The sequence below is a fragment of the Halomonas sp. LES1 genome, assembly GCF_031846005.1.
Taxonomy (GTDB): domain Bacteria; phylum Pseudomonadota; class Gammaproteobacteria; order Pseudomonadales; family Halomonadaceae; genus Halomonas.
This window is the reverse complement of the sequence record NZ_JAVRGC010000009.1, coordinates 59,814-79,009: the sequence shown is the minus strand read 5'-3', so window position 1 is coordinate 79,009 and position 19,196 is coordinate 59,814. Positions and strand designations below refer to the sequence as shown.

The following is a 19,196-nucleotide window of genomic DNA, read 5'->3' as shown; positions in this document are numbered from 1 at the left end:
CTGAAATTCCATATCACTCCGATACCGCATCACACTCCCCTTTAAGCTTATCCAAGAAGCCGCCACATTGAAGAATGTCCAATGCCTCACAACCGGCAGAAAATATCAACTCCCGCTGTTCTTCCATAGTTGTGGATCCTCGGAGAATTTCTAGGAGCGGGGTTTCCAGATAGAACGGATGGTAGGTATTGGCTTGCGCCTCTTCCCCATGGTCGTAGAAGGTCCAGTGGGTTCCTGTTGCCATTTCAGCCACTGTCGCTTTTAATGCTCGGTAGTTGTCCATGAATGGATAGTAGCGACGCAGCCCATTGCTGAAATCAAGGATCAGCTGCAGCTTTACAGTATCTTCAATGCGATGGTTGATGAGGTGATCGCTGCCATCAAGCACACAGCCAATGAAAATACCCGGGCTCCATTTGCGTCTGGCCTCGGTGCGAAGGAATTCGATACCAATCCGCCCCCAGCGCAGGCGCTTCATCTCAGGTTGGTAGCCACTGCCTACCGGCCAGTCTCGGGCAGCGAGGGGAGTGAAGGCCTGTTCCAGTTGCTGCGGCAGCTTACCGGCTGTGGGGAAGTAGCGAATGGCTTCGTGAGCGATCGGTGCTGCAGGCTGAAGCCCTTCATGCGCCAGGAGGGCCAGAAAGTTCTCGATGTGGAAGCGCTCCGTGGATTTCTCCACCCCGCCCAGGTACTGCTCCAGCATTTTGTAGATGTCACTCCAGCACAGGTTGGCATCGGCTGCTTTGCTGTACTGGTGGCGGCTGGCGGTAATCGCCACGACACGGATCTCGGCGCCAGTGTATTTCTGACGCGCGAGGTCACGGTAGCCGGTAATTTGGTTGTCTCCCAGTCCGGACCAGACCTTGTGCTCAAAGATCAGCGCCATTCCAGGCCAGATCACCTGCATATCGGGGCGGCGGCTTCCCAGGCGTGTCTGTGTGCTCCATTCAACGTCTTCGCTATCCCGTGGCAGATCGAAACCTTCTTCCTCTGGCATAGCGCGTTGCAGGCGTGCCAGCATCGTTTCGCTGATGCCGCTGGCGTTGCGCAGCAGCCAGGCGAACACTTCGGTAATGAAGTTCTCCAAGGAGTCGCGCCCTTCACGGGGGCGGTACTTACGAAGGCTGACCAGCAGGCTGCTATCCATTGCATGTTCTTCCGGTTATATGCATTTCTATCCGCTGTAATGCTGTCCGATCTCGACATTGATTCAAAACCAGCCTAGCACAAGATGCTTAGCCTGCTTGGGTAGCGTAAGCTTAGGTAACCAACACCGCCCGCCCCGCCATCGACGAGCAGGATGCTGCCATGGACAAGAAAGCCCTCAGCGAACGGGATATCTGTACCAAGTTCATCACCCCGGCGCTGGAGCGCGCCGGCTGGGACATCCACTCCCAGGTGCGCGAAGAGGTGTCGTTCACCGCCGGTCGCATCATCGTGCGCGGGCGGCTGCATACCCGCGGCAAGCGGCGCCGCGCCGACTACCTGCTGAGCTATCAGAAGAACCAGCCCATCGCGGTGATCGAGGCCAAGGACAACAAGCACAGTCTCGGCGACGGCATGCAGCAGGCCCTGGCTTACAGCGACGCCCTCGATGTGCCCTTCGTGTTCTCAAGCAACGGCGATGGCTTCCTGTTCCACGATCGCACCAGCCTCGGCGAGCAGGCCGAAACCACGCTCGGCCTCGACGACTTTCCCGCTCCCGATGCGCTCTGGGAACGCTACTGCCGCTACAAGGGTATCGGCAACGCCGCGCGGCCGGTGGTCGAAGAGCCCTATTACGATGACGGCAGCGGTCGCAGCCCGCGCTACTACCAGCGAATCGCCATCAACCGCGCCGTTGAAGCGGTCGCTCGCGGCCAGGATCGCATTCTGCTGGTGATGGCCACCGGCACCGGCAAGACCTTCACCGCCTTTCAGATCATCTGGCGGCTGTGGAAGGCCAAGCAGAAGAAACGAATCCTGTTTCTCGCCGACCGCAACATCCTGGTCGACCAGACCAAGAACAATGACTTCAAGCCGTTCGGCCAGGCCATGACCAAGGTGACCAACCGCACGGTGGACAAGTCCTACGAGATCTACCTCTCGCTCTACCAGGCGGTCACCGGCAGCGAGGAAGAGCAGAACATCTACAAGCAGTTCTCGCCGGACTTCTTCGATCTGATCGTCATCGACGAGTGCCACCGCGGCAGTGCGGCGGTGGACTCCGCCTGGCGCTCGATCCTCGATTACTTCTCCTCTGCCACGCATATCGGCCTTACCGCTACGCCCAAGGAGACGAAAGAGGTCTCCAACATCGATTACTTCGGCGAGCCGATCTACACCTACTCGCTCAAGCAGGGCATCGAGGATGGCTTCCTCGCCCCCTACAAGGTGGTGCGCGTGGATATCGACCGTGACCTCCAGGGCTGGCGGCCCCGCAAGGGCCAGACCGACAAGCACGGCGAGCTGATCGAGGACCGCATCTATAACCAGAAGGATTTCGACAGACACCTGGTGCTGGAAAAGCGTACCGAGCTGGTGGCACGCAAGATCACCGAATTCATGGCAAGCACCGATCCCTATCAGAAGACCATCGTCTTCTGCGAGGACATCGACCATGCCGAGCGCATGCGTCAGGCCCTGGTCAACCTCAACCCAGATCGCGTGGCCGAGAACCGCAAGTACGTGATGCGCATCACCGGCGACGAGTTGGAAGGCAAGGCGGAGCTCGACAACTTCATCAACCCGGAGGCGCGCTACCCGGTCATCGCCACCACCAGCAAGCTGATGACCACCGGCGTCGACGCCCAGACCTGCAAGCTGATTGTGCTCGACCAGCGCATTCAGTCGATGACCGAGTTCAAGCAGATCATCGGCCGCGGCACCCGCATCAACGATGACTACAACAAGCACTGGTTCACCATTCTCGATTTCAAGAAGGCCACCGAGCTGTTTGCCGACCCCGACTTCGACGGTGACCCGGTCAAGATCTACCAGCCGAAGCCAAACGACCCCATCGCCCCGGATGACGAACTAACCGAGGACGAGGTTGCCGCCGGCGACAGCGCCGAGGGCATCGAAGAGGCCCATGGCGACTACGAGGTGGAGGAAGGCGCCACCTGGCAGAATGACGACACCTTCGGCAGCGCTGATCTGGGCAGCGATGAAGGTCCCGGCAAGCGGGTCAAGTACGTGGTCGACGATGTGGAAGTCAGCGTGGTGGCCGAACGGGTGCAGTATCTGGGCCCCGACGGCAAGCTGATCACCGAGAGCCTGCGCGACTACACGCGCAAGAAGGTGAAGGAGCAGTTCGCTTCACTCGACGACTTCCTGCGCCGCTGGCATGACGCCGAACGCAAGCAGGCCATCCTCGATGAGCTGGCCGAACAAGGCGTGTTGTGGGAAGAGCTGGCGGCCGAGCTGGGCAAGAGCTGGGGCGACGAGCCCGACCCCTTCGACGTGATCTGCCATATCGCCTTCGACCGCCCGGCGCTGACCCGTCGCGAGCGCGCCGAACAGGTGAAGAAACGCGATATCTTCACCCGCTACGAGGGGCAGGCGCGCCAGGTACTGGAGACGCTGGTCGACAAGTACGCCGATGCGGGCATCGAGCCGCTTGAAGACCCCAAGGTGCTTACCCTGGCTCCTTTCAGTAACATCGGCGCCCCCATGGAGTTGGTCAGGGCCTTTGGCGGCAAGCCCGGTTACACCCGCGCCGTACACGAACTGGAAGACGCTCTCTACCACGTCGGCAGCTGATCGCGACGCTACCGACCCGGCCATGCAGCCAGTTTATCCACACCCCGATGCCGGCCGCCCTTGTGGACCGCCCCTGTGAATAGTCCCGCATCCATCATGAATACCGAGGAAGTTTCGAGCCCATGAGCATCTCCACCACCATCAAGTCCATCCAGGACATCATGCGCAAGGATGTTGGCGTCGATGGCGACGCCCAGCGTATCGGCCAGCTCGTCTGGATGCTGTTCCTGAAGATCTTCGACGACCGGGAGCAGGAGTGGGAGATGTTCAATGAGGACTACCGCTCGCCGATTCCCGAGCCACTGCGCTGGCGCCGCTGGGCCGCCGACCCCGAAGGCATGACCGGCGACGAGCTCAAGGAGTTCGTCGACAACATGCTCTTCCCCGGCCTGCAGCAGCTTCAGGCCCGCGGCGATGATACCCGTGCGGTGGTGATCCGCAATGTCTTCGAGGACGCCTACAACTACATGAAGTCCGGCCAGTTGATGCGCCAGGTCATTAACAAGCTGCAGAGCGGTATCGACTTCAACACCCAGGATGACCGCCACCAGCTAGGCAACATGTACGAGCAGATCCTCAAGGACCTGCAGAGTGCCGGTAACGCCGGGGAGTTCTACACCCCACGCGCGGTGACCGAATTCATGGTCAACCGGGTGGACCCCAAGCTCGACGAGATCGTGATGGACCCGGCCTGCGGCACCGGCGGCTTTCTTACCTGCGCCATCGACCACAAGCGTAAACACTACGTGCAGACCCCCGAGGACGAGCAGGCCCTCCAGGCCAGCCTGAGGGGCATCGAGAAGAAGCCGCTGCCCCATCTGCTGGCCACCACCAACCTGATCCTCCACGGCATCGAGGTGCCGGAGCAGATCCGCCACGACAACGCCCTGGCGCGTCCGCTGATCAGCTGGGGGCCCAAGGAACGTGTCGATATCATCGTCGCCAACCCGCCCTTCGGCGGCATGGAGGAGGATGGCATCGAGACCAACTTCCCCCAGGCCTTCCGCACCCGCGAGACCGCCGACCTGTTCATGACGCTGTTTATTCAGCTGCTGAAGGACGGCGGCCGCGCTGCGGTGGTGCTGCCGGACGGCTTCCTGTTCGGCGAGGGCATGAAGACCCGCCTCAAGGAGAAGCTGCTCACCGAGTGCAATCTGCACACCATCGTTCGCCTGCCCAACGGCGTGTTCAACCCCTACACCGGCATCAAGACCAACCTGCTGTTCTTCACCAAGGGTCAGCCCACCGAGCAGGTGTGGTACTACGAGCACCCCTATCCCGAAGGCTACAAGAACTACAGCAAGACCCGGCCGATGCGCTTTGAAGAGTTCAAGACCGAGATCGCCTGGTGGGGCGAGGAAGCCGATGGCTTCGCCGCCCGAGAGGAGACCCACCAGGCCTGGAAGGTCGGCATCGACGAGATCAAGGCGCGCAACTACAACCTGGATATCAAGAACCCCTGGCAGGGCGAGCAAGTCAGCCACGACCCGGAGGAGCTGCTGGCCCAGTACGCCCAGCAGCAGGCCGAGATTCAGGAGCTGCGCGACCAGCTCAAGGACATCCTCGGTGATGCGCTAAGCCGCGCCAGCCAGGATGCCGCCGCGCCGGAGCAGACTGCCGCTGAGGAAACCGCTCAGCAGCAGGAGGAGCGGGCATGAGCGCACAGAAGCTGATTACCGATCACCTCGACCTCTGGACCGGCGCCGTCACCCACAAGAGCAGCAGGGGGCGCGGCAGCAACGGCAAGATCGAACTTACCGGCATCAAGAAGCTGCGCGAGCTGATCCTGGAGCTGGCCGTGCGCGGCAAGCTGGTCGACCAGAACCCCAGCGACGAGCCCGCCAGCGTGCTGCTGGAGCGCATCGCCGAAGAGAAGGCCCGGCTGGTCAAGGAAGGGAAGATCAAGAAGCCCCGGAAATTAGCGCCACTGTCAGGTATAGAAAAGCCTTATCAGCTGCCAAGTGGATGGCGCTGGGCTCAACTTGAAGAGCTTGGTCATGACTGGGGGCAACAGCAACCGAAACAACTTTTCAGCTATATAGACGTATCTGCAATTGACAACGTCAAGGGAAAGATAGGGAAGCCTGAGATAATCGAACCAGAAAACTCTCCCTCCCGAGCTAGGAAGAAGGTCAAGCCGGGCACTCTCATATATTCTACTATCCGACCCTATCTTCAAAACATTGCCGTCGTCGATGAGGAGATAGAGCCTGAACCGATTGCTAGTACAGCTTTTGCTATCATCAGCCCCTTGCGCGGAATTCCTGCGAGATTCTTATTGCACTACCTGAGAAGCCCAGTATTTGTCCGCTATGTGGAGTCGGTTCAGACAGGTATCGCCTATCCAGCCATTAACGACAAGCAATTCTTCTCAGGAATCTGCCCGGTCCCTCCGCTAACAGAACAACACCGAATCGTCGAAAAAGTCGACGAGCTAATGGCCCTCTGCGACCGACTGGAGCAGCAGGTCGGCGACCAGCTGGAGGCCCATGAGGTGCTGGTCGACACCCTTCTCGACGCCCTCACCCGCTCCGTCGATGCCGCCGAAGTGGCCGAAAACTGGGCCCGCATCGCCGAGCATTTCGATACCCTTTTCACCACCGAAGCCAGCATCGACAAGCTCAAGCAGACCATCCTTCAGTTGGCGGTGATGGGGCGGCTGGTGGAGCAGGATCCCAACGACGAACCCGCCAGTGTGCTGCTGGAACGTATCGCAGAGGAGAAGGCCCGGCTGATCAAAGAAGGGAAGATCAAGAAGCCTAAACCATTACCAGAAATAGCAGATAATGAAGAGCCCTTTCCTATCCCAAATGAATGGAGGTGGGTAAGGTTTGGAGAAATCACATTCAACAGAGACTCAGAGCGAATCCCGCTATCAGTAAACGAGCGCTCACGCCGAAAAGGAGAGTACGATTACTACGGAGCCTCTGGGATTATCGACAAAATTGATGACTTCCTGTTCGAAAAACCCTTACTTTTGATCGGTGAAGACGGGGCCAACCTCATTAACAGATCAACGCCCATTGCTTTTATTGCCAGAGGAAAATACTGGGTTAACAACCATGCACATGTCATAGACGGGATAAGTGAGGATTTTTTGAAATATCTTAGCCTTTACATCAACGCTATATCGCTTGAGCCTTATGTGACCGGCACTGCTCAGCCGAAAATGAACCAAGCAAAGATGAATAGCATTGTCGTTGGGCTTCCTCCTATACAAGAGCAACAGAGGCTTATCGAAAAATATGATGAGTTTATGGCCCTCTGCGACCAGCTTAAGACACGCCTAAGCGAGGCCGGCGAGACCCGCACTCACCTCGCCGAGGCGGTGGTGGAACAGGCGGTGTAGTAAGCACATTACTGCGGCAGTAAAAAAGGAGAGTAGATGGCCATCGAACAAGGGATCTGGAAGCTGGCGAATGGCACCGGCAAGCCTCCGCAGAAGCTGCGGCCCACTGGGCTTGCCGACGAGGGGCTGCTGGAAGAGCAGATCATGCAGGATGTCGCGATCCTCAACCGGGACTGGCTGCTGATCGGACTGGCCATCCATCGGTAACGACCGGACATCTTAGATCGGTAGCAAGCGGACAGTTCTAATCGGTGTTGACACTCGACGAGGCCTTCGAGGCCAAGTTCGGCATCCCGCTGGATAGCGTCACCCTCAACGAGAGCCACCAGCTGGTGGTGATCGCCAGCAGCGAGCTGCATCATCACCTATCTCAACGAACACGCCCAGCTTTCGATCAACGCCATGTTCTTCGCCGCCTTCGAGGACGGCGGCAACCGCTACCTCAGCCGTGCCTGGATGATCGACCCCGACGAACCGCCCCGCCCCACTACCCGCAAGGCAGGCAAGGAGCCCCGGAACGGCGAGTTCTACGCCTCCTTTGGCGGCGATCGCCCCTGGGAGCTGGCGCGCCATCATGGCTTTATTGCCGGCGGCGGTGCGGCCTGGTACTCCAAGACGCTCAACCTGCTCTCCGAAGGCGACCGGGTGTGGGTGAATATCCCAAGACCGGCTACGTCGGCGTGGCCGAGGTGGTCGGCGAGCGCTGCCGCGCCGATGAGTATCGCTTCGAGACCCCGGAAGGCCCCAGAACGCTGCTGGAGATGAAGCTTGGCGAGGACTACGCCCAGCTCAATCCCGAGAAGGACGATGACGAGGCGGAGTACCTGGTGCCGGTTCGGTGGCTACACACCGTCAGCCGCGACGAGGCCTTCAGCGAGGTCGGCCTATTCGGTAACCAGAACACCGTCTGCAAGCCAACCACACCCAAGTGGTCCCACACCGTGGAGAGACTGAGCAAGGAGTGGGGAATAAAGCACTCCTGAAATAGCGTTAGGACCTGGCTGTAAGGCCGTCAGCGTCAAGTACACTGAGTGTACTCACAGGTACACTCAGTGTACTTATCCCGTATGGGAGGGGCCCATGGAGTGGGAAATAGCTCACCAAAAGTACACTGAGTGTACTTTTGGTGAGCTAAAAGCATTTCTGTAGTCTTATCGGTTCGGGGTTCCTGAGCTGTACTCTTCGTCTAATTCAGTTTTTTAACCACATTGACCACTCGACGCCGAATCGCCTTATGAGAAAGTAGTTGTGCAAACCACACTCTGTGTGGCATCGCAGCTGGCGATGAGAAAAAAACAGACATCAAATACCGGCCGAAGGCCGCGACAACGCACAGTGCTATTCAGCCATCAAGAACTTGTAAATGGTTAATGTAAAACAACGCTGCACCAAATGCAGACAAGAAAAAACGTGTCCAAACCACGCGGCACTCCAACCAATAAAATATGAGATAAAACCAAGGATTGATAAAAAACACATTGAAATCAATGGCTTTGAATCGATCACAGTGAGCACTTCGGACAAAAACGGGAACCAAAACCCCGAGAACGGCGCAGCAGGCGCCAGCCCGGCATCATCCAGGCCATGTTCTGTCCGATTCCAACAGCTACGGCCGACCCGGCCACCAACGGCACTATTACCGCGTTGATCACGCGACACCCGCCCGGGCCACATCGGCTATCAGGTGAATAGTGGCGAAAACCGTGCACAGCAGCGGCACAAATGACGACCAGGGCCCCAGACTAGAGGGGTGAACACTGACTGCGACCACGGGCAGGTCGTCAGCGTGGGGGGTAGATCTGCCTGAACAGTCGCAGACCTAGCCACGCATAGCTGCATTCATACGATGAAATTACAGAGAGGAAAGTATGTCGGTACCTAGGGGTTACCTCGGATGGTCAGAAAAGAGGCGCAACTTTGGCTACGGCCGTCGCCTCGGGTACGCTGCGCTGTCGGCGTTGCATGACCATTATGGCCAAAATGACCATCACCAAACGAAACACACTCACCATGTGCGGTTTCAAAATTTCGCTAGGTGGATCAGAGAACATTATCAGATCAGAGACGCACGTGAAATTGAGAAGTCTCATATCCTTGAGTATGCGGAGCACCTACTGGAGTCGGTTCAAGACGTAAAATACAGCGTCGCGTATGCACAGAATCTGCTCTCGACAGTGAATATCGTGCTGCGTTGCCTGCGGCATGACCGCCGCCTCGTGGTTTCGCCATCACAATTGGTTGGGCGTCGTACTCACGTCAGGCAGACCGTTCCACAGGGGGAAAAAGAAATTGTCAAGGATGCCAGTGATGCGCTTCAAAAGGCCCACAACCCTCGCGCAGCGGCAATCCTACTACTCGCCAGGGCGTTCGGTATGCGCGTGCGAGAAGCGTCCCTGGCCAATCTGGAGAGATTGAAACGCGAGGCGTTAAAAAATGGCGAATGCCGGATACTAGAAGGGACCAAAGGAGGACGCCGGTGCAATGACAGAACAATTCCCATGGAAGAAGAGCAGTGGAATGCACTGAATTACGCTCTGCAAACTTCTCCTAAAAATAGTAACAACCTGCTAGAGGCTAATGAGTCTTTTATCGAATTCCGTCGAAAATTTGTCAACCCTGGTCGCCTTATACTTCAAGCATACGGCTTGATCTCTTACCAAGAAATGCGGGCAGCATTTGCTATAGAAACTTATGAAGAAGAAGCTGGCCATTTAGCACCTATCAAGTGCACGCCAACAAATCGCGAGGCACACCTTCGTGCACAGAAACTTACAGCTCGACGACTCGGCCACTATCGGGCAAATGTTTCACGTGCTTATATTGGATAGTCAGAAATATGAACCTAAAACCCATTTTCACCAGAATAAAATTTAACGAAATGAAACCTCCTCATCCTTCACGACACAGAAACAGGATAAACAGGATCACAAACGCTATCGAGGAACGTTTCCCCACCGCAAATCGTCCTGAGAAAATCAAGCTTAAACATGTTCACTGGATCCTTAACCACTGGCTCGATTCGCAGAATTACAAGCCATCAACACGCACAGACTACATAAACTCTCTTAGATTGATGATTGAAGCACTTGGCAGGAGGGAAAACTGGCTTGGGCCATTAAATATAAAGGCAAAAGGCCCCGGGGGTCGCCCCAGGGTCAGTCGTGTAGTGAAAAGCAAAAAGTATTTCAGGAAATGATAGATGGCACGCTACATGAAGCGAACATCATACAGCGTGCCAGGAAATCAGAACCAAACGTTTTCAACGGCAAGCGGGAAATTGATCTTCGAGCTATAGTAGCAGCAGAAATCCAACTGCTTCACATGCGCAATGGCTTCCTGCTGTTCGTTCCAGTCAGCGTCCCTAAGCAGGTCGATCACATCTGCCAACTCACCCAGCACGTCAGCAACCTCAGAAATCACCGACAGGTCACCGCTTTGAATGGCATCATGCAGCTCACGAATAGTCATCTTCGTAACTCCTTAGTTTTCCGCCTCACATGAGGCAAGATCAACATATCCTATGATCTTAGAGATGCAACTGGCTGATTATCTAATTTTTATGTGCCCAGAAGTCGATGACTCACGATTCGCGCACGCACCTAACCCCCTAACAAGAAAGTTATTTTATGCAACAACCCACCATCAAAAACCACTATCGGCTCCCGATCGGGGGAAAGCCTAACAGGAGATGCGATGTCTGCACCGGAATTTAAAATCGCAGAACATTCAACAAACATCTATACTGACGTAATATCCGCCAGATTAGAAAACATGACGATGAAGATTAATTACGAAACCAAGTCTAGTGACTACATCGTGCTGAATAAACTGGTTGATGAGCTGCACATCACGAAGGAAGAGTTCGCCGCGGCAGCCGGGCTCCGCTGTCACTCAATCATCCACAAACATCACTTTGAGTCCGCGTTTAATCAGCAGCGATTGTACCAAATCATCGAGATACTCAAGCACATCGAGCCCTGGGCAGGCAGCCTCGGAGCAGCCTGGTCTTGGTACCGCTCGTATCCCATCTTTCCCCTAGGCGGTCTCACCGCCGAAGAGCTGATCACACAAGGCCGAGCTAGTGACGTTCACGAGTACCTCTACCACATTGCCGAAGCCGGCTATGCGTAAGCCTGCTCGATAGCGTCACACCCCAATTTGGCAATACGACTCCGAAAGTGGCGAGAGAGTTGTTTAACCGAACACTTTTCCAGCCAGAAATTCCTCAGCGGTCGAACGATATCCATCGCCCTCTGAAACCCAACTGAGAATATCTGACAGTCTGTAGCGAACGGAGCGCCCCCGACGAACAAACTGAGGAGCTGGGCGCCCTAGCAAGATCCCGGTGCAGCGAGATTTCCGTGCAGTGGCTGGCGCTGCAGGAATCAGAAACGGAAACACCGATTTTTCAGGCAGCTCTATCAGAGCCGGATCGTATCCGGTTTTGAACAGCGCTAATGCGTTTGACAGTGAAGCATCCATGGCGACCCCCCCTTTGAACCAAGCCCTATCTTCGCCAAGGCTTCATTAAAGAGGGTTCGTCTAAACGCTTGGATTCCTCAATTTGCCATTCCGGTAACGGAAAATGCCTCCCACGCTCATACTATCCAGCTTGCTGACAGCTTTCCTCCACGAAATGAGTTCGTTTGGCAAACACCTCAACTGCATCCCGTGAATGGTCGGGGCGCAGGTGGGCGTAGTGCTCAATGGTCGTCTGAATATCCGTGTGCGCCATCAGCCTGGAAACGGTCAGCAGGTCAATGCCAGCCATGACAAGCTGCGATGCGAAATTGTGCCGCAGAGTGTACAACTGCAGGTCATCGGGTAGCCCAGCCAGCTTGCGAACAGTCGCCCACGGCTTCTGCATTGCAGTCCCGCTCATGCGCTTGCCGTTGCGCCCCGAGGGGAAGACGAGGCCGGCCTGAGGTTCGCTTTGCAGCCGGTGCCATGCTCTGAGCACATCCACAGCGGGTGTAGACAGGGGGAAGGTCGTCGGTTCAGGGCGGTAGTGGGCCGTTTTCTCGATGGTTTTGCGGATTGTGGCAAATGCCAGATTTACGTGCTCCCAACGTAAACCGAACAAGTCACCTGGGCGAAAGCCGGTGTAGTACATCGTCAGGATCCACGGCACGACGTGATCGACGTAGGTTACGTGATCGAGGTCGGGCAGATACGCCTTGCCATGAGCGCGACTGCTGCGCCGCTGTTGCCGCTTCTCGTCCTGGTACGCTTCGAGGCCGGCAAACAGTCCGCTCACCTCCTCTCGCTCCAGGTAACGGCGCCGCGACCCTTGCTCGGACAGTTCCTCTTCGCTCATGGCCGGTCGTTGCAGGTTGATACGTGCCAGAGGATTGGCCGGTATTACCTGGCGGTCGGCTGCGTGCGTCAACAGAGTCTTGAGTGCGCCGAGGTGGCGCTTACTGGTGCTGTACGCCTCACCCTTGGCCTCGCGCTCACCCTGCCAGCGCTCGATATCCGCCCGGGTGATCTCGCACATCGGCCGGTCAAGCCAGTTAGCGAAGGCATTGTGGATTCGCCGCAGGGTGGCCATGCCATCCTTCTTCCTGCGCTGGGTGACTGCATAGGGACCATCCAGGTAGGCTCGGATAGTCTGCTGCTGCTGACGCTCTTCTTCAGCTTTAGCACTCTCGATTTCGGCGCGAGGGTCTCCCCCTTGTGCAACGGTAGCCAACGCCGCTTTAGCATCCTTACGAGCCTGGGAAGCCGTCAGGGTGCCATAGCGGCCAAGGGTGAGAACTCTCTGACGCCCGGTCCTTGTACGGTAGTTGAGCCGGAACGTTAGACCGCGCTTGCTGGGTCGAACGTGAAAACCAGGTAGCTCGGTGTCGTAGACGTCCTCTGTAGGGGGGGGTGTTGACCAGCTCCTCCAACTGCTTGGTTGTCAGCTTCAGCTTGATCGTGCCTGCCATGCCGGCTCTCTTTTCCAGGTAGCAAATAGGTAGCAGACGGAGGATATAACGAGCCCAAACGAGCAACAAGTAACACAGCACAAAAACCTATTAAGCTTATGTTTTTGCTTCACATTTTATCTCCTATTGTTGCTGGCCGTTTCTCCTTAAATATGTATATTATGCCTTCGGGAGGCAGAGGTCGTAGGTTCGAATCCTGCTACTCCGACCAAGAACATCAGTAAAAACGGCCACTTAGCTCAATTGAGCGGTGGCCGTTTTGCGCTGCTGCCATTTACGGTGTTGCCAGGCGGTGTCACCGGCCGCTACTTCTGCCTCCCGAAGGCAGGGGTCTCGACTCCTCACGTCACGGTGATCACCCCGCAGCCGGCGATATGGCTGACCTTGTGGGAGACGCTGCCGAACATCATGCCGCGCACATTGCCGAGCCCGCGGCTGCCCATCACGATGACGTCGGCGTCGATCGTCTCCGCCTGCTTCTTGATCTGCTCGGCGGGATGCCCCTGGCTCACGCTCTCCTTCACGTCCAGGCCGTCGAGATCGATCAGGGAGCGCGCCTGATCGATCACCTTGCGAGCCTTGTCCCTCATCGCCTGCGCCATCTGCTCACGCTCCTCTTCGGAGAAGGGATCGGCGGAGCCGCCGACAAACAGCCCGACGCTGTCCGGTGGAGACCCCGTCACGGTCATCAAATGCAGCGTCGCCTTGCCGTCGCGCGCCAGGGCGGCGGCAACCCTCAGCGCCCTGATGGCGTGTTCGGAACCGTCGAGGGGAACCAGAATCTTGGCGTACATGGCATCACTCCTGCAGCGGCCGAGAGGGAAGGGGCGCGGTACGGCCCACTCCGTTACAGCATAGCCCTTCGGCAGGGCTTCGCCGCTCCATATCCGCCCTCCCCGGGCCTATGCCGGCGGTATACCGGCCGCGTCAGTCGTCGTCCCCGGCCGCATGTCGCCGGGAGTGCGCCTTGCGGGCCCGGTTGCGCCGATAGAGTCGCACCAGGGCAATCCCCAGCGCCACCACCACCATCGCCGCCAGGGTCCAGCCCTGCCAGGGGCGGGCGGCGTCGCCCATCACGGTCTCCAGGGTGATAATCAGGATAAAACCCAGCGCCTGGCTGGCGATGGCCAGGGCACGCAAGGTATCGAAGGCAGGCTTGGCCATGATGGCTCCCAGTGGCGGATGCTCCGGATAGGATCGGACCCCGCGGATGACAGCCCAGCCAACCGGCAGTAGGCTTGGCAGGATCCGGGATCGGCTGCACCACATTGTAACCTCTGGCTTTTCGTTCGCCGACCCTGCCCTCGAGGAGCCACGCCCCTAAGGAGTCGCCACCCCATGGATGCCATCGCCCTGGGTCCCGTCCTGCTCTCGCTGCCGCGCCTCTACGCCTTCGTGGCTGCCCTGCTGCTGCTGGGCGCCAGCGCCTGGCTGCTGGGCCTACCCCGGCGAACTCACTCACGCTGGTTCAATGGCCTGCTGCTGGCCTGGCTGATCGGCGCGCGGATCGGGCATGTGGCACTCCACCTTGACGCCTATGCCGCCGCCCCGCTGGATGCCCTCAAGTTGTGGCAGCCCGGCTACCACGGGCTCTGGGGTCTGATGGCCGGCCTGATCTGGACCGGCTGGACGCTGCGCGATCACCTGGGACGTCTGGTTGGCGCCATGGCGCTGCTGGTCGTGGTCTCGGCACTCTGGCTGGCCACCGTCACCCTGGCGCCCTTCGGTGGCGGCATGGCACTGCAACGACTGCCCGACCTCGCTCTGGAAAACCTCGAAGGCGAAACCGTCAATCTGCGTGAGCTCGAGGGCGAGCGCGTCGTGCTCAATCTATGGGCCACCTGGTGCCCGCCCTGCCTGCGCGAGATGCCGCTGCTGGCCGAGGCCAGCGCCCGGGACGACGTTACCGTGGTGGTGGCCAATCAGGGCGAGTCGCTGCTGCAGGTAGTGCGCTATCTCGACGATCAGGCGCTCGACTTTCGCTACCCACTGCTCGACCCGCATCAGGAGCTGATGGTGCTCAGCGAATCCCCCGGTCTGCCCACCACCCTGCTGTTCGACGCCCAAGGCCACGCCGTGGAGCAGCATGTCGGCGAGCTGACCCGTACCCAGCTAGACGCCTGGCTGGCACCGTCGCCCTAGCCCTTCACTACAGCCCTTCACCCCGGCCAGCCTCCACCGGGGCGGCCACCGTAAAGCTGCTACGCTGAGCCAAAGCGGCCAGGCGTCGTAGCCTTTCCACTCTCGTTCTTCAGGGAGCTTCTCCATGTACGCCCCCCAACAGTTTACGCTGACCGATCAGGTCGCCCTGGTCACCGGCGCCGGTGCCGGCATCGGCCGCGCCATCGCCGAAACCTTCGCTCGAGCCGGCGCCGCGGTGGTGGTCAGCGATCTGGATAGCGACTCGGCCGCCGCGGTAGCCGAGGCGATCGAGGCCGACGGCGGCCGGGCGACCGGCGTAGCCTGCGATGTCACCCGCGAGGAGGATCTCGCCGCGGTGGTGGCCGAGGCGGTGGACGCCTTCGGCAAGCTGACCCTGCTGGTGAGCAACGCCGGCGGCGGCGGCCCCAAGCCCTTCGACATGCCCATGGAGGACTTCCGCCGCGCCTTCGATCTGAACGTCTTCTCGCTGTTCCGCCTGGCCCAGCTGGCCGCGCCTGAAATGGAGAAGGTCGGCGGCGGCGCGATACTGGCCATCACCTCGATGTCGGCCGAGAACAAGAACAAGCGCATGGCCGCCTACGGCTCCTCCAAGGCGGCCACCAGCCACCTGGTGCGCAACATCGCCTTCGATCTCGGGCCGAAAAACATCCGGGTCAATGGCATCGCCCCGGGAGCCACCCGCACCGACGCGCTGAAATCGGTGCTCAACGACGAGGTCGAGCAGAGGATGCTCGCCCACACCCCGCTCAAGAGACTCGGCGAGCCAGAGGACATGGCCAACGCGGCGCTGTTTCTCTGTGCACCGGCCTCGAGCTGGATCAGCGGCCAGATCCTTACCGTCTCCGGCGGTGGCGTGCAGGAGCTGGACTAAGCTCAGGCCGCCACAGAGGCATGACATCATCGGCGGGTCGACTTCCATGGCCAGCGGCTGATGACCAGGAGACCGCTCGGAACCGCATAGGCGGCAAGGCCATACGAGGTACCCCATGAAACGGATACTGACCGCCACTCTGTCCACCACCATTGCCGCCACCCTGCTGCTGGCCGGCTCGGCGACCGCGCAGTCATCGACGGCCGACGAAGGCACCGGCTGGATGCAGGGTTTCCCGCCACCGGAGGAGCGCACCATCCGCTTCACCGACGACGACTACTTCGCCGGCGACAAGCTCAAGTGGACGGTCTGCCACTTCCGCGAGCTGATGCCCACCGCCGGTGTGGGCAAGGGGCGCGACGCCGCCCGCCCCCTGCCCTACGCCCTCGATCCGGACATCGACGAGGTGAGCTTCCAGCCCACCGACGGCGGCGCGCCGATGACCTGGGACGAGGCCTTCACGGTCAACCACACCGACGGCCTGCTGGTGTTGCACCGCGGCCGGGTGGTCTACGAGCGCTACGCCGGCTGCCTGGACGAGACCACCCTGCACGGCGTGATGTCGGTGACCAAGTCGCTCACCGGGCTGATCGGCGAGACGCTGGTGGCCGAGGGCACCCTGGACGAGCGCGCCCTGGTCGGCGAGCTGGTGCCGGAGCTCGCCGATAGCGCCTTCGGCGATGCCACCCTGCGCCAGGTGCTGGAGATGACCACCGCGCTGGACTACTCAGAGGACTACGCCGATCCCGAGGCCGACGTCTGGGCCTACGCCAGGGCCGGCAGCCCGCTGCCGCCGCCCCCGGGCTACGAGGGCCCGCGCAGCTACTTCGCCTTCCTCGAGACGGTGGACAAGGCCGGCGAGCACGGCGAGGCCTTCGGCTATCGCACCATCAACTCCGATGCGCTGGGCTGGATCATCGCCCGCGCCACCGGCCAGAGCGTCGCCGACTGGCTGGCCGAGCGTGTCTGGTCGCGACTGGGCGTCGAGCGGGAAGCCTTCTTCACGGTGGACTCCATCGGCACGCCATTCGCCGGCGGCGGTTTCAACGCCACCCTGCGCGACCTGGGTCGCCTGGGCCAGCTGATCCTCGACGAGGGCCGCCTCGCCGGCGAGCAGCTGCTGCCCGCCGCGGCCATCGCACGCCTGCGCGAGGGCGGCGACAGGGCGGCCTTCGCCAAGGCCGGCTACGCGGGCCTCGATGGCTGGAGCTATCGCGGGATGTGGTGGATCAGCCACGACGACCACGGCGCCTTCGCCGCCCGGGGCGTGCACGGCCAGACGCTCTGGATCGACCCCGCCGCCGAGATGGTCATCGTGCGCCTGGCCTCCCACCCGGTGGCCGCCAACGCCGCCAACGATCCGACCTCGCTGCCGGCCTACCGGGCGCTGGCCGACTACCTGATGGCACAGAATCCGGCCCGCTGATCGAGCGCCGGGCGCTCGTATCGGCCCTGAGCCGCGACGAGCGCTCTTGACCTAGCACCACCTGGGACGCCTTACCGCGGGGAAACGACACCGGCCTTGTCGATCGCCGACCGCTCCTCGACCCGTCCAATCCTCAGGCCATGCTTGCGGAGCTTGCGCACCACGCTCGGCTGACTGATGCCCAGGCGTCTGGCGATGGCATAGGTCGAGTCCAGCTCGCCGCACAGTCTCTCCAGGATGTCGCGCTCGGTGCGCGCCAGGGCCGACGCCAGCGACTCGTCCTCCCCCAACGCCGGGGCAGGCTCGGCCGCCACCGGCCGGGGGCTCGATTCGGCCAGTTCCGCATCGCTCGGTTCCGCCATCGGACGCGGGAGCTCACCCAGCTCCTGGTGTCGAATGACATCGCCCTCCGCCGATAGCCAGGCGCGCTCCAGGACATTCTCCAGCTCGCGCACATTGCCGGGCCACTCCCAGCCCATCAGCGACTGCCACACGTTGTGCGCCAGCATCTTGTCGCGCCCGTAGCGGCGATTGAGGCGCTCGAGCTGACGCTCGACAAGCCCCGGAATATCCTCACGACGCTCGCGCAGGGGCGGCAGGGTGACCGGGATCACGTTCAGGCGATAGTAGAGATCGAGCCGAAACAGCCCCTCCTCCACCCGCGCCGAGAGATCCTGATTGGTGGCCACCACCAGGCGATAATCCACGCGCCTCGGCGCGCTGTCGCCGAGCCGAGTGATGAAGCCATCCTGGATGGTCTTGAGCAGCTTGGTCTGCACCGACAGGGGCAGCTCGCCGATCTCATCGAGAAACAGGGTGCCGCCCTCGGCCTGCTCGATCAGCCCCATCCGCCCACCGGGGGCGGCGCCGGAGAAGGCGCCGGGGCGATAGCCGAACATCTCCGACTCGAACAGGCTCTCGGGAATGGCGGCACAGTTGACGTCGATGAAGGGTCCCTCGCAACGCGAGCTCCAGCGGTGAAGCTGGCGGGCGAAGGCTGTCTTGCCCACCCCGGACTCCCCCAGCATCAGCACGGTGGCATCGGTAGGGGCGACCCGGCGCAGCAGCAGGGCCACCTCACGCATCAATTGGCTTTTCACCTCGAGCTCATCCAGTTCCGCCTCCAGCGCCTCGGCGTCGGTCTCCAGCGAATGCCCCCGCCGAAGGTGCTCACTGAAGCGGCGCTGCAGCAGCGCATACTCCTGTTGCAGCAGCTGCAGATCGGTCATGTCCATTGAGCGGCTCACCACCGCCACCAGACGCTCGTCCTGAAACACGGGGTGCGCCTGGGCGATGACCCGCCGCCCGGTGCCGGTACGCTGCTCCAGCTGCACCGGCCTGCCCGTTCGGATAACCTCCAGGCTAACCGAGGGCGTCAGCACGCCGTCGGCCTCCAGCCGCTGAACGCTGGTGGCACAGAGGGCCTCACGGGACATGCCATAGACCGCCGCCGCCCCGGGACTGACATCCCGGATACGGCCATCGGGCGCGACGATAAAGAAGTGATCGTGGGCAGTGTCGATGATGGTCTTGAGGATCAGGGCATCATGCTCGGACATCGGTGATTCATTCCTGGATCGCGATGCATTATTGTATCACGCCACTCCGACCCACCGATCCAGAGTTGAATCACCCTCACCTCCCTCACGTACTCGGGCCATATCATCCCGCCTCATTTTTTAATCTTTGGTCTAACGAAATCGTCGTTGGCACACA

17 protein-coding genes and 1 pseudogene are annotated in these 19,196 nt (G+C 60.0%); 10 read left to right on the top strand and 8 right to left on the bottom strand.

Annotated elements, in window-relative coordinates; translation table 11 throughout:
- Positions 1-13 precede the first annotated feature (13 nt).
- Complete coding sequence (locus RM463_RS16060; RefSeq protein ID WP_311430585.1) at positions 14-1,147, bottom strand: PD-(D/E)XK nuclease family protein; 1,134 nt, start codon at positions 1,145-1,147, stop codon at positions 14-16.
- 161 nt (positions 1,148-1,308) lie between these two features.
- Between RM463_RS16060 and hsdR the strand changes: the two genes are divergently transcribed.
- The 6 genes from hsdR to RM463_RS16030 all read left to right on the top strand — a co-directional run bounded on the left by hsdR (position 1,309) and on the right by RM463_RS16030 (position 9,918).
- The gene (gene hsdR / locus RM463_RS16055; RefSeq protein ID WP_311430584.1) at positions 1,309-3,741 is read left to right on the top strand and encodes an EcoAI/FtnUII family type I restriction enzme subunit R; all 2,433 of its coding nucleotides are present in this window, start codon (positions 1,309-1,311) and stop codon (positions 3,739-3,741) included.
- A 122-nt stretch (positions 3,742-3,863) separates the two neighbouring features.
- On the top strand, positions 3,864-5,399 hold the full coding sequence (locus RM463_RS16050; RefSeq protein WP_311430583.1) for a class I SAM-dependent DNA methyltransferase: 1,536 nt from the start codon (positions 3,864-3,866) through the stop codon (positions 5,397-5,399).
- Entirely contained in the window at positions 5,396-7,090 is a 1,695-nt protein-coding gene (locus RM463_RS16045; RefSeq protein ID WP_311430582.1) for a restriction endonuclease subunit S, read from the top strand. The genes RM463_RS16050 and RM463_RS16045 overlap by 4 nt, the downstream gene beginning before the upstream one ends.
- Positions 7,091-7,126: 36 nt before the next feature.
- The gene (locus tag RM463_RS16040) at positions 7,127-7,297 is read left to right on the top strand and encodes a hypothetical protein (RefSeq protein ID WP_311430581.1); all 171 of its coding nucleotides are present in this window, start codon (positions 7,127-7,129) and stop codon (positions 7,295-7,297) included.
- 440 nt (positions 7,298-7,737) lie between these two features.
- Entirely contained in the window at positions 7,738-8,073 is a 336-nt protein-coding gene (locus RM463_RS16035) for a hypothetical protein (RefSeq protein WP_311430580.1), read from the top strand.
- 885 nt (positions 8,074-8,958) lie between these two features.
- Positions 8,959-9,918, top strand: a complete 960-nt coding sequence (locus tag RM463_RS16030) for an integrase domain-containing protein (RefSeq protein WP_311430579.1) — start codon at positions 8,959-8,961, stop codon at positions 9,916-9,918.
- Between the two features lie 415 nt (positions 9,919-10,333).
- Here RM463_RS16030 and RM463_RS16025 read toward each other — a convergent pair whose 3' ends face one another.
- Complete coding sequence (locus tag RM463_RS16025) at positions 10,334-10,558, bottom strand: hypothetical protein (RefSeq protein ID WP_311430578.1); 225 nt, start codon at positions 10,556-10,558, stop codon at positions 10,334-10,336.
- Positions 10,559-10,783: 225 nt separating this feature from the next.
- On the opposite strand from RM463_RS16025, the gene RM463_RS16020 reads away from it, so the two are divergent.
- Positions 10,784-11,221 carry an XRE family transcriptional regulator gene (locus RM463_RS16020; RefSeq protein WP_311430577.1) on the top strand — a complete coding sequence of 146 codons (438 nt, stop codon included), beginning with the start codon at positions 10,784-10,786 and terminating at the stop codon, positions 11,219-11,221.
- 63 nt (positions 11,222-11,284) lie between these two features.
- Here RM463_RS16020 and RM463_RS16015 read toward each other — a convergent pair whose 3' ends face one another.
- The 5 genes and pseudogenes from RM463_RS16015 to RM463_RS15995 form a co-directional block, all read right to left on the bottom strand.
- Positions 11,285-11,572, bottom strand: a complete 288-nt coding sequence (locus RM463_RS16015) for a hypothetical protein (protein WP_311430576.1) — start codon at positions 11,570-11,572, stop codon at positions 11,285-11,287.
- Positions 11,573-11,693: 121 nt separating this feature from the next.
- Positions 11,694-12,641, bottom strand: coding sequence for a site-specific integrase (locus tag RM463_RS16010; protein ID WP_311430575.1), 948 nt, complete (start codon positions 12,639-12,641; stop codon positions 11,694-11,696).
- Between the two features lie 159 nt (positions 12,642-12,800).
- A pseudogene (locus RM463_RS16005) lies at positions 12,801-12,878 on the bottom strand (hypothetical protein); the annotation flags it as partial.
- Between the two features lie 483 nt (positions 12,879-13,361).
- On the bottom strand, positions 13,362-13,814 hold the full coding sequence (locus tag RM463_RS16000; RefSeq protein ID WP_311430574.1) for a universal stress protein: 453 nt from the start codon (positions 13,812-13,814) through the stop codon (positions 13,362-13,364).
- Between the two features lie 133 nt (positions 13,815-13,947).
- Positions 13,948-14,184 (bottom strand): hypothetical protein, encoded by a 237-nt coding sequence (locus RM463_RS15995; protein WP_311430573.1) that lies wholly within the window; start codon positions 14,182-14,184, stop codon positions 13,948-13,950.
- A gap of 174 nt (positions 14,185-14,358) precedes the next feature.
- On the opposite strand from RM463_RS15995, the gene RM463_RS15990 reads away from it, so the two are divergent.
- The 3 genes from RM463_RS15990 to RM463_RS15980 all read left to right on the top strand — a co-directional run bounded on the left by RM463_RS15990 (position 14,359) and on the right by RM463_RS15980 (position 17,480).
- Positions 14,359-15,162, top strand: a complete 804-nt coding sequence (locus RM463_RS15990) for a TlpA disulfide reductase family protein (protein WP_311430572.1) — start codon at positions 14,359-14,361, stop codon at positions 15,160-15,162.
- A 124-nt stretch (positions 15,163-15,286) separates the two neighbouring features.
- Positions 15,287-16,054, top strand: coding sequence for a 7-alpha-hydroxysteroid dehydrogenase (gene hdhA, locus RM463_RS15985; RefSeq protein ID WP_311430571.1), 768 nt, complete (start codon positions 15,287-15,289; stop codon positions 16,052-16,054).
- Positions 16,055-16,169: 115 nt separating this feature from the next.
- On the top strand, positions 16,170-17,480 hold the full coding sequence (locus RM463_RS15980; RefSeq protein ID WP_311430570.1) for a serine hydrolase: 1,311 nt from the start codon (positions 16,170-16,172) through the stop codon (positions 17,478-17,480).
- Between the two features lie 71 nt (positions 17,481-17,551).
- On the opposite strand, the gene RM463_RS15975 is transcribed toward RM463_RS15980, so the two are convergent.
- Complete coding sequence (locus tag RM463_RS15975; RefSeq protein ID WP_311430569.1) at positions 17,552-19,039, bottom strand: sigma 54-interacting transcriptional regulator; 1,488 nt, start codon at positions 19,037-19,039, stop codon at positions 17,552-17,554.
- Positions 19,040-19,196: the final 157 nt, after the last annotated feature.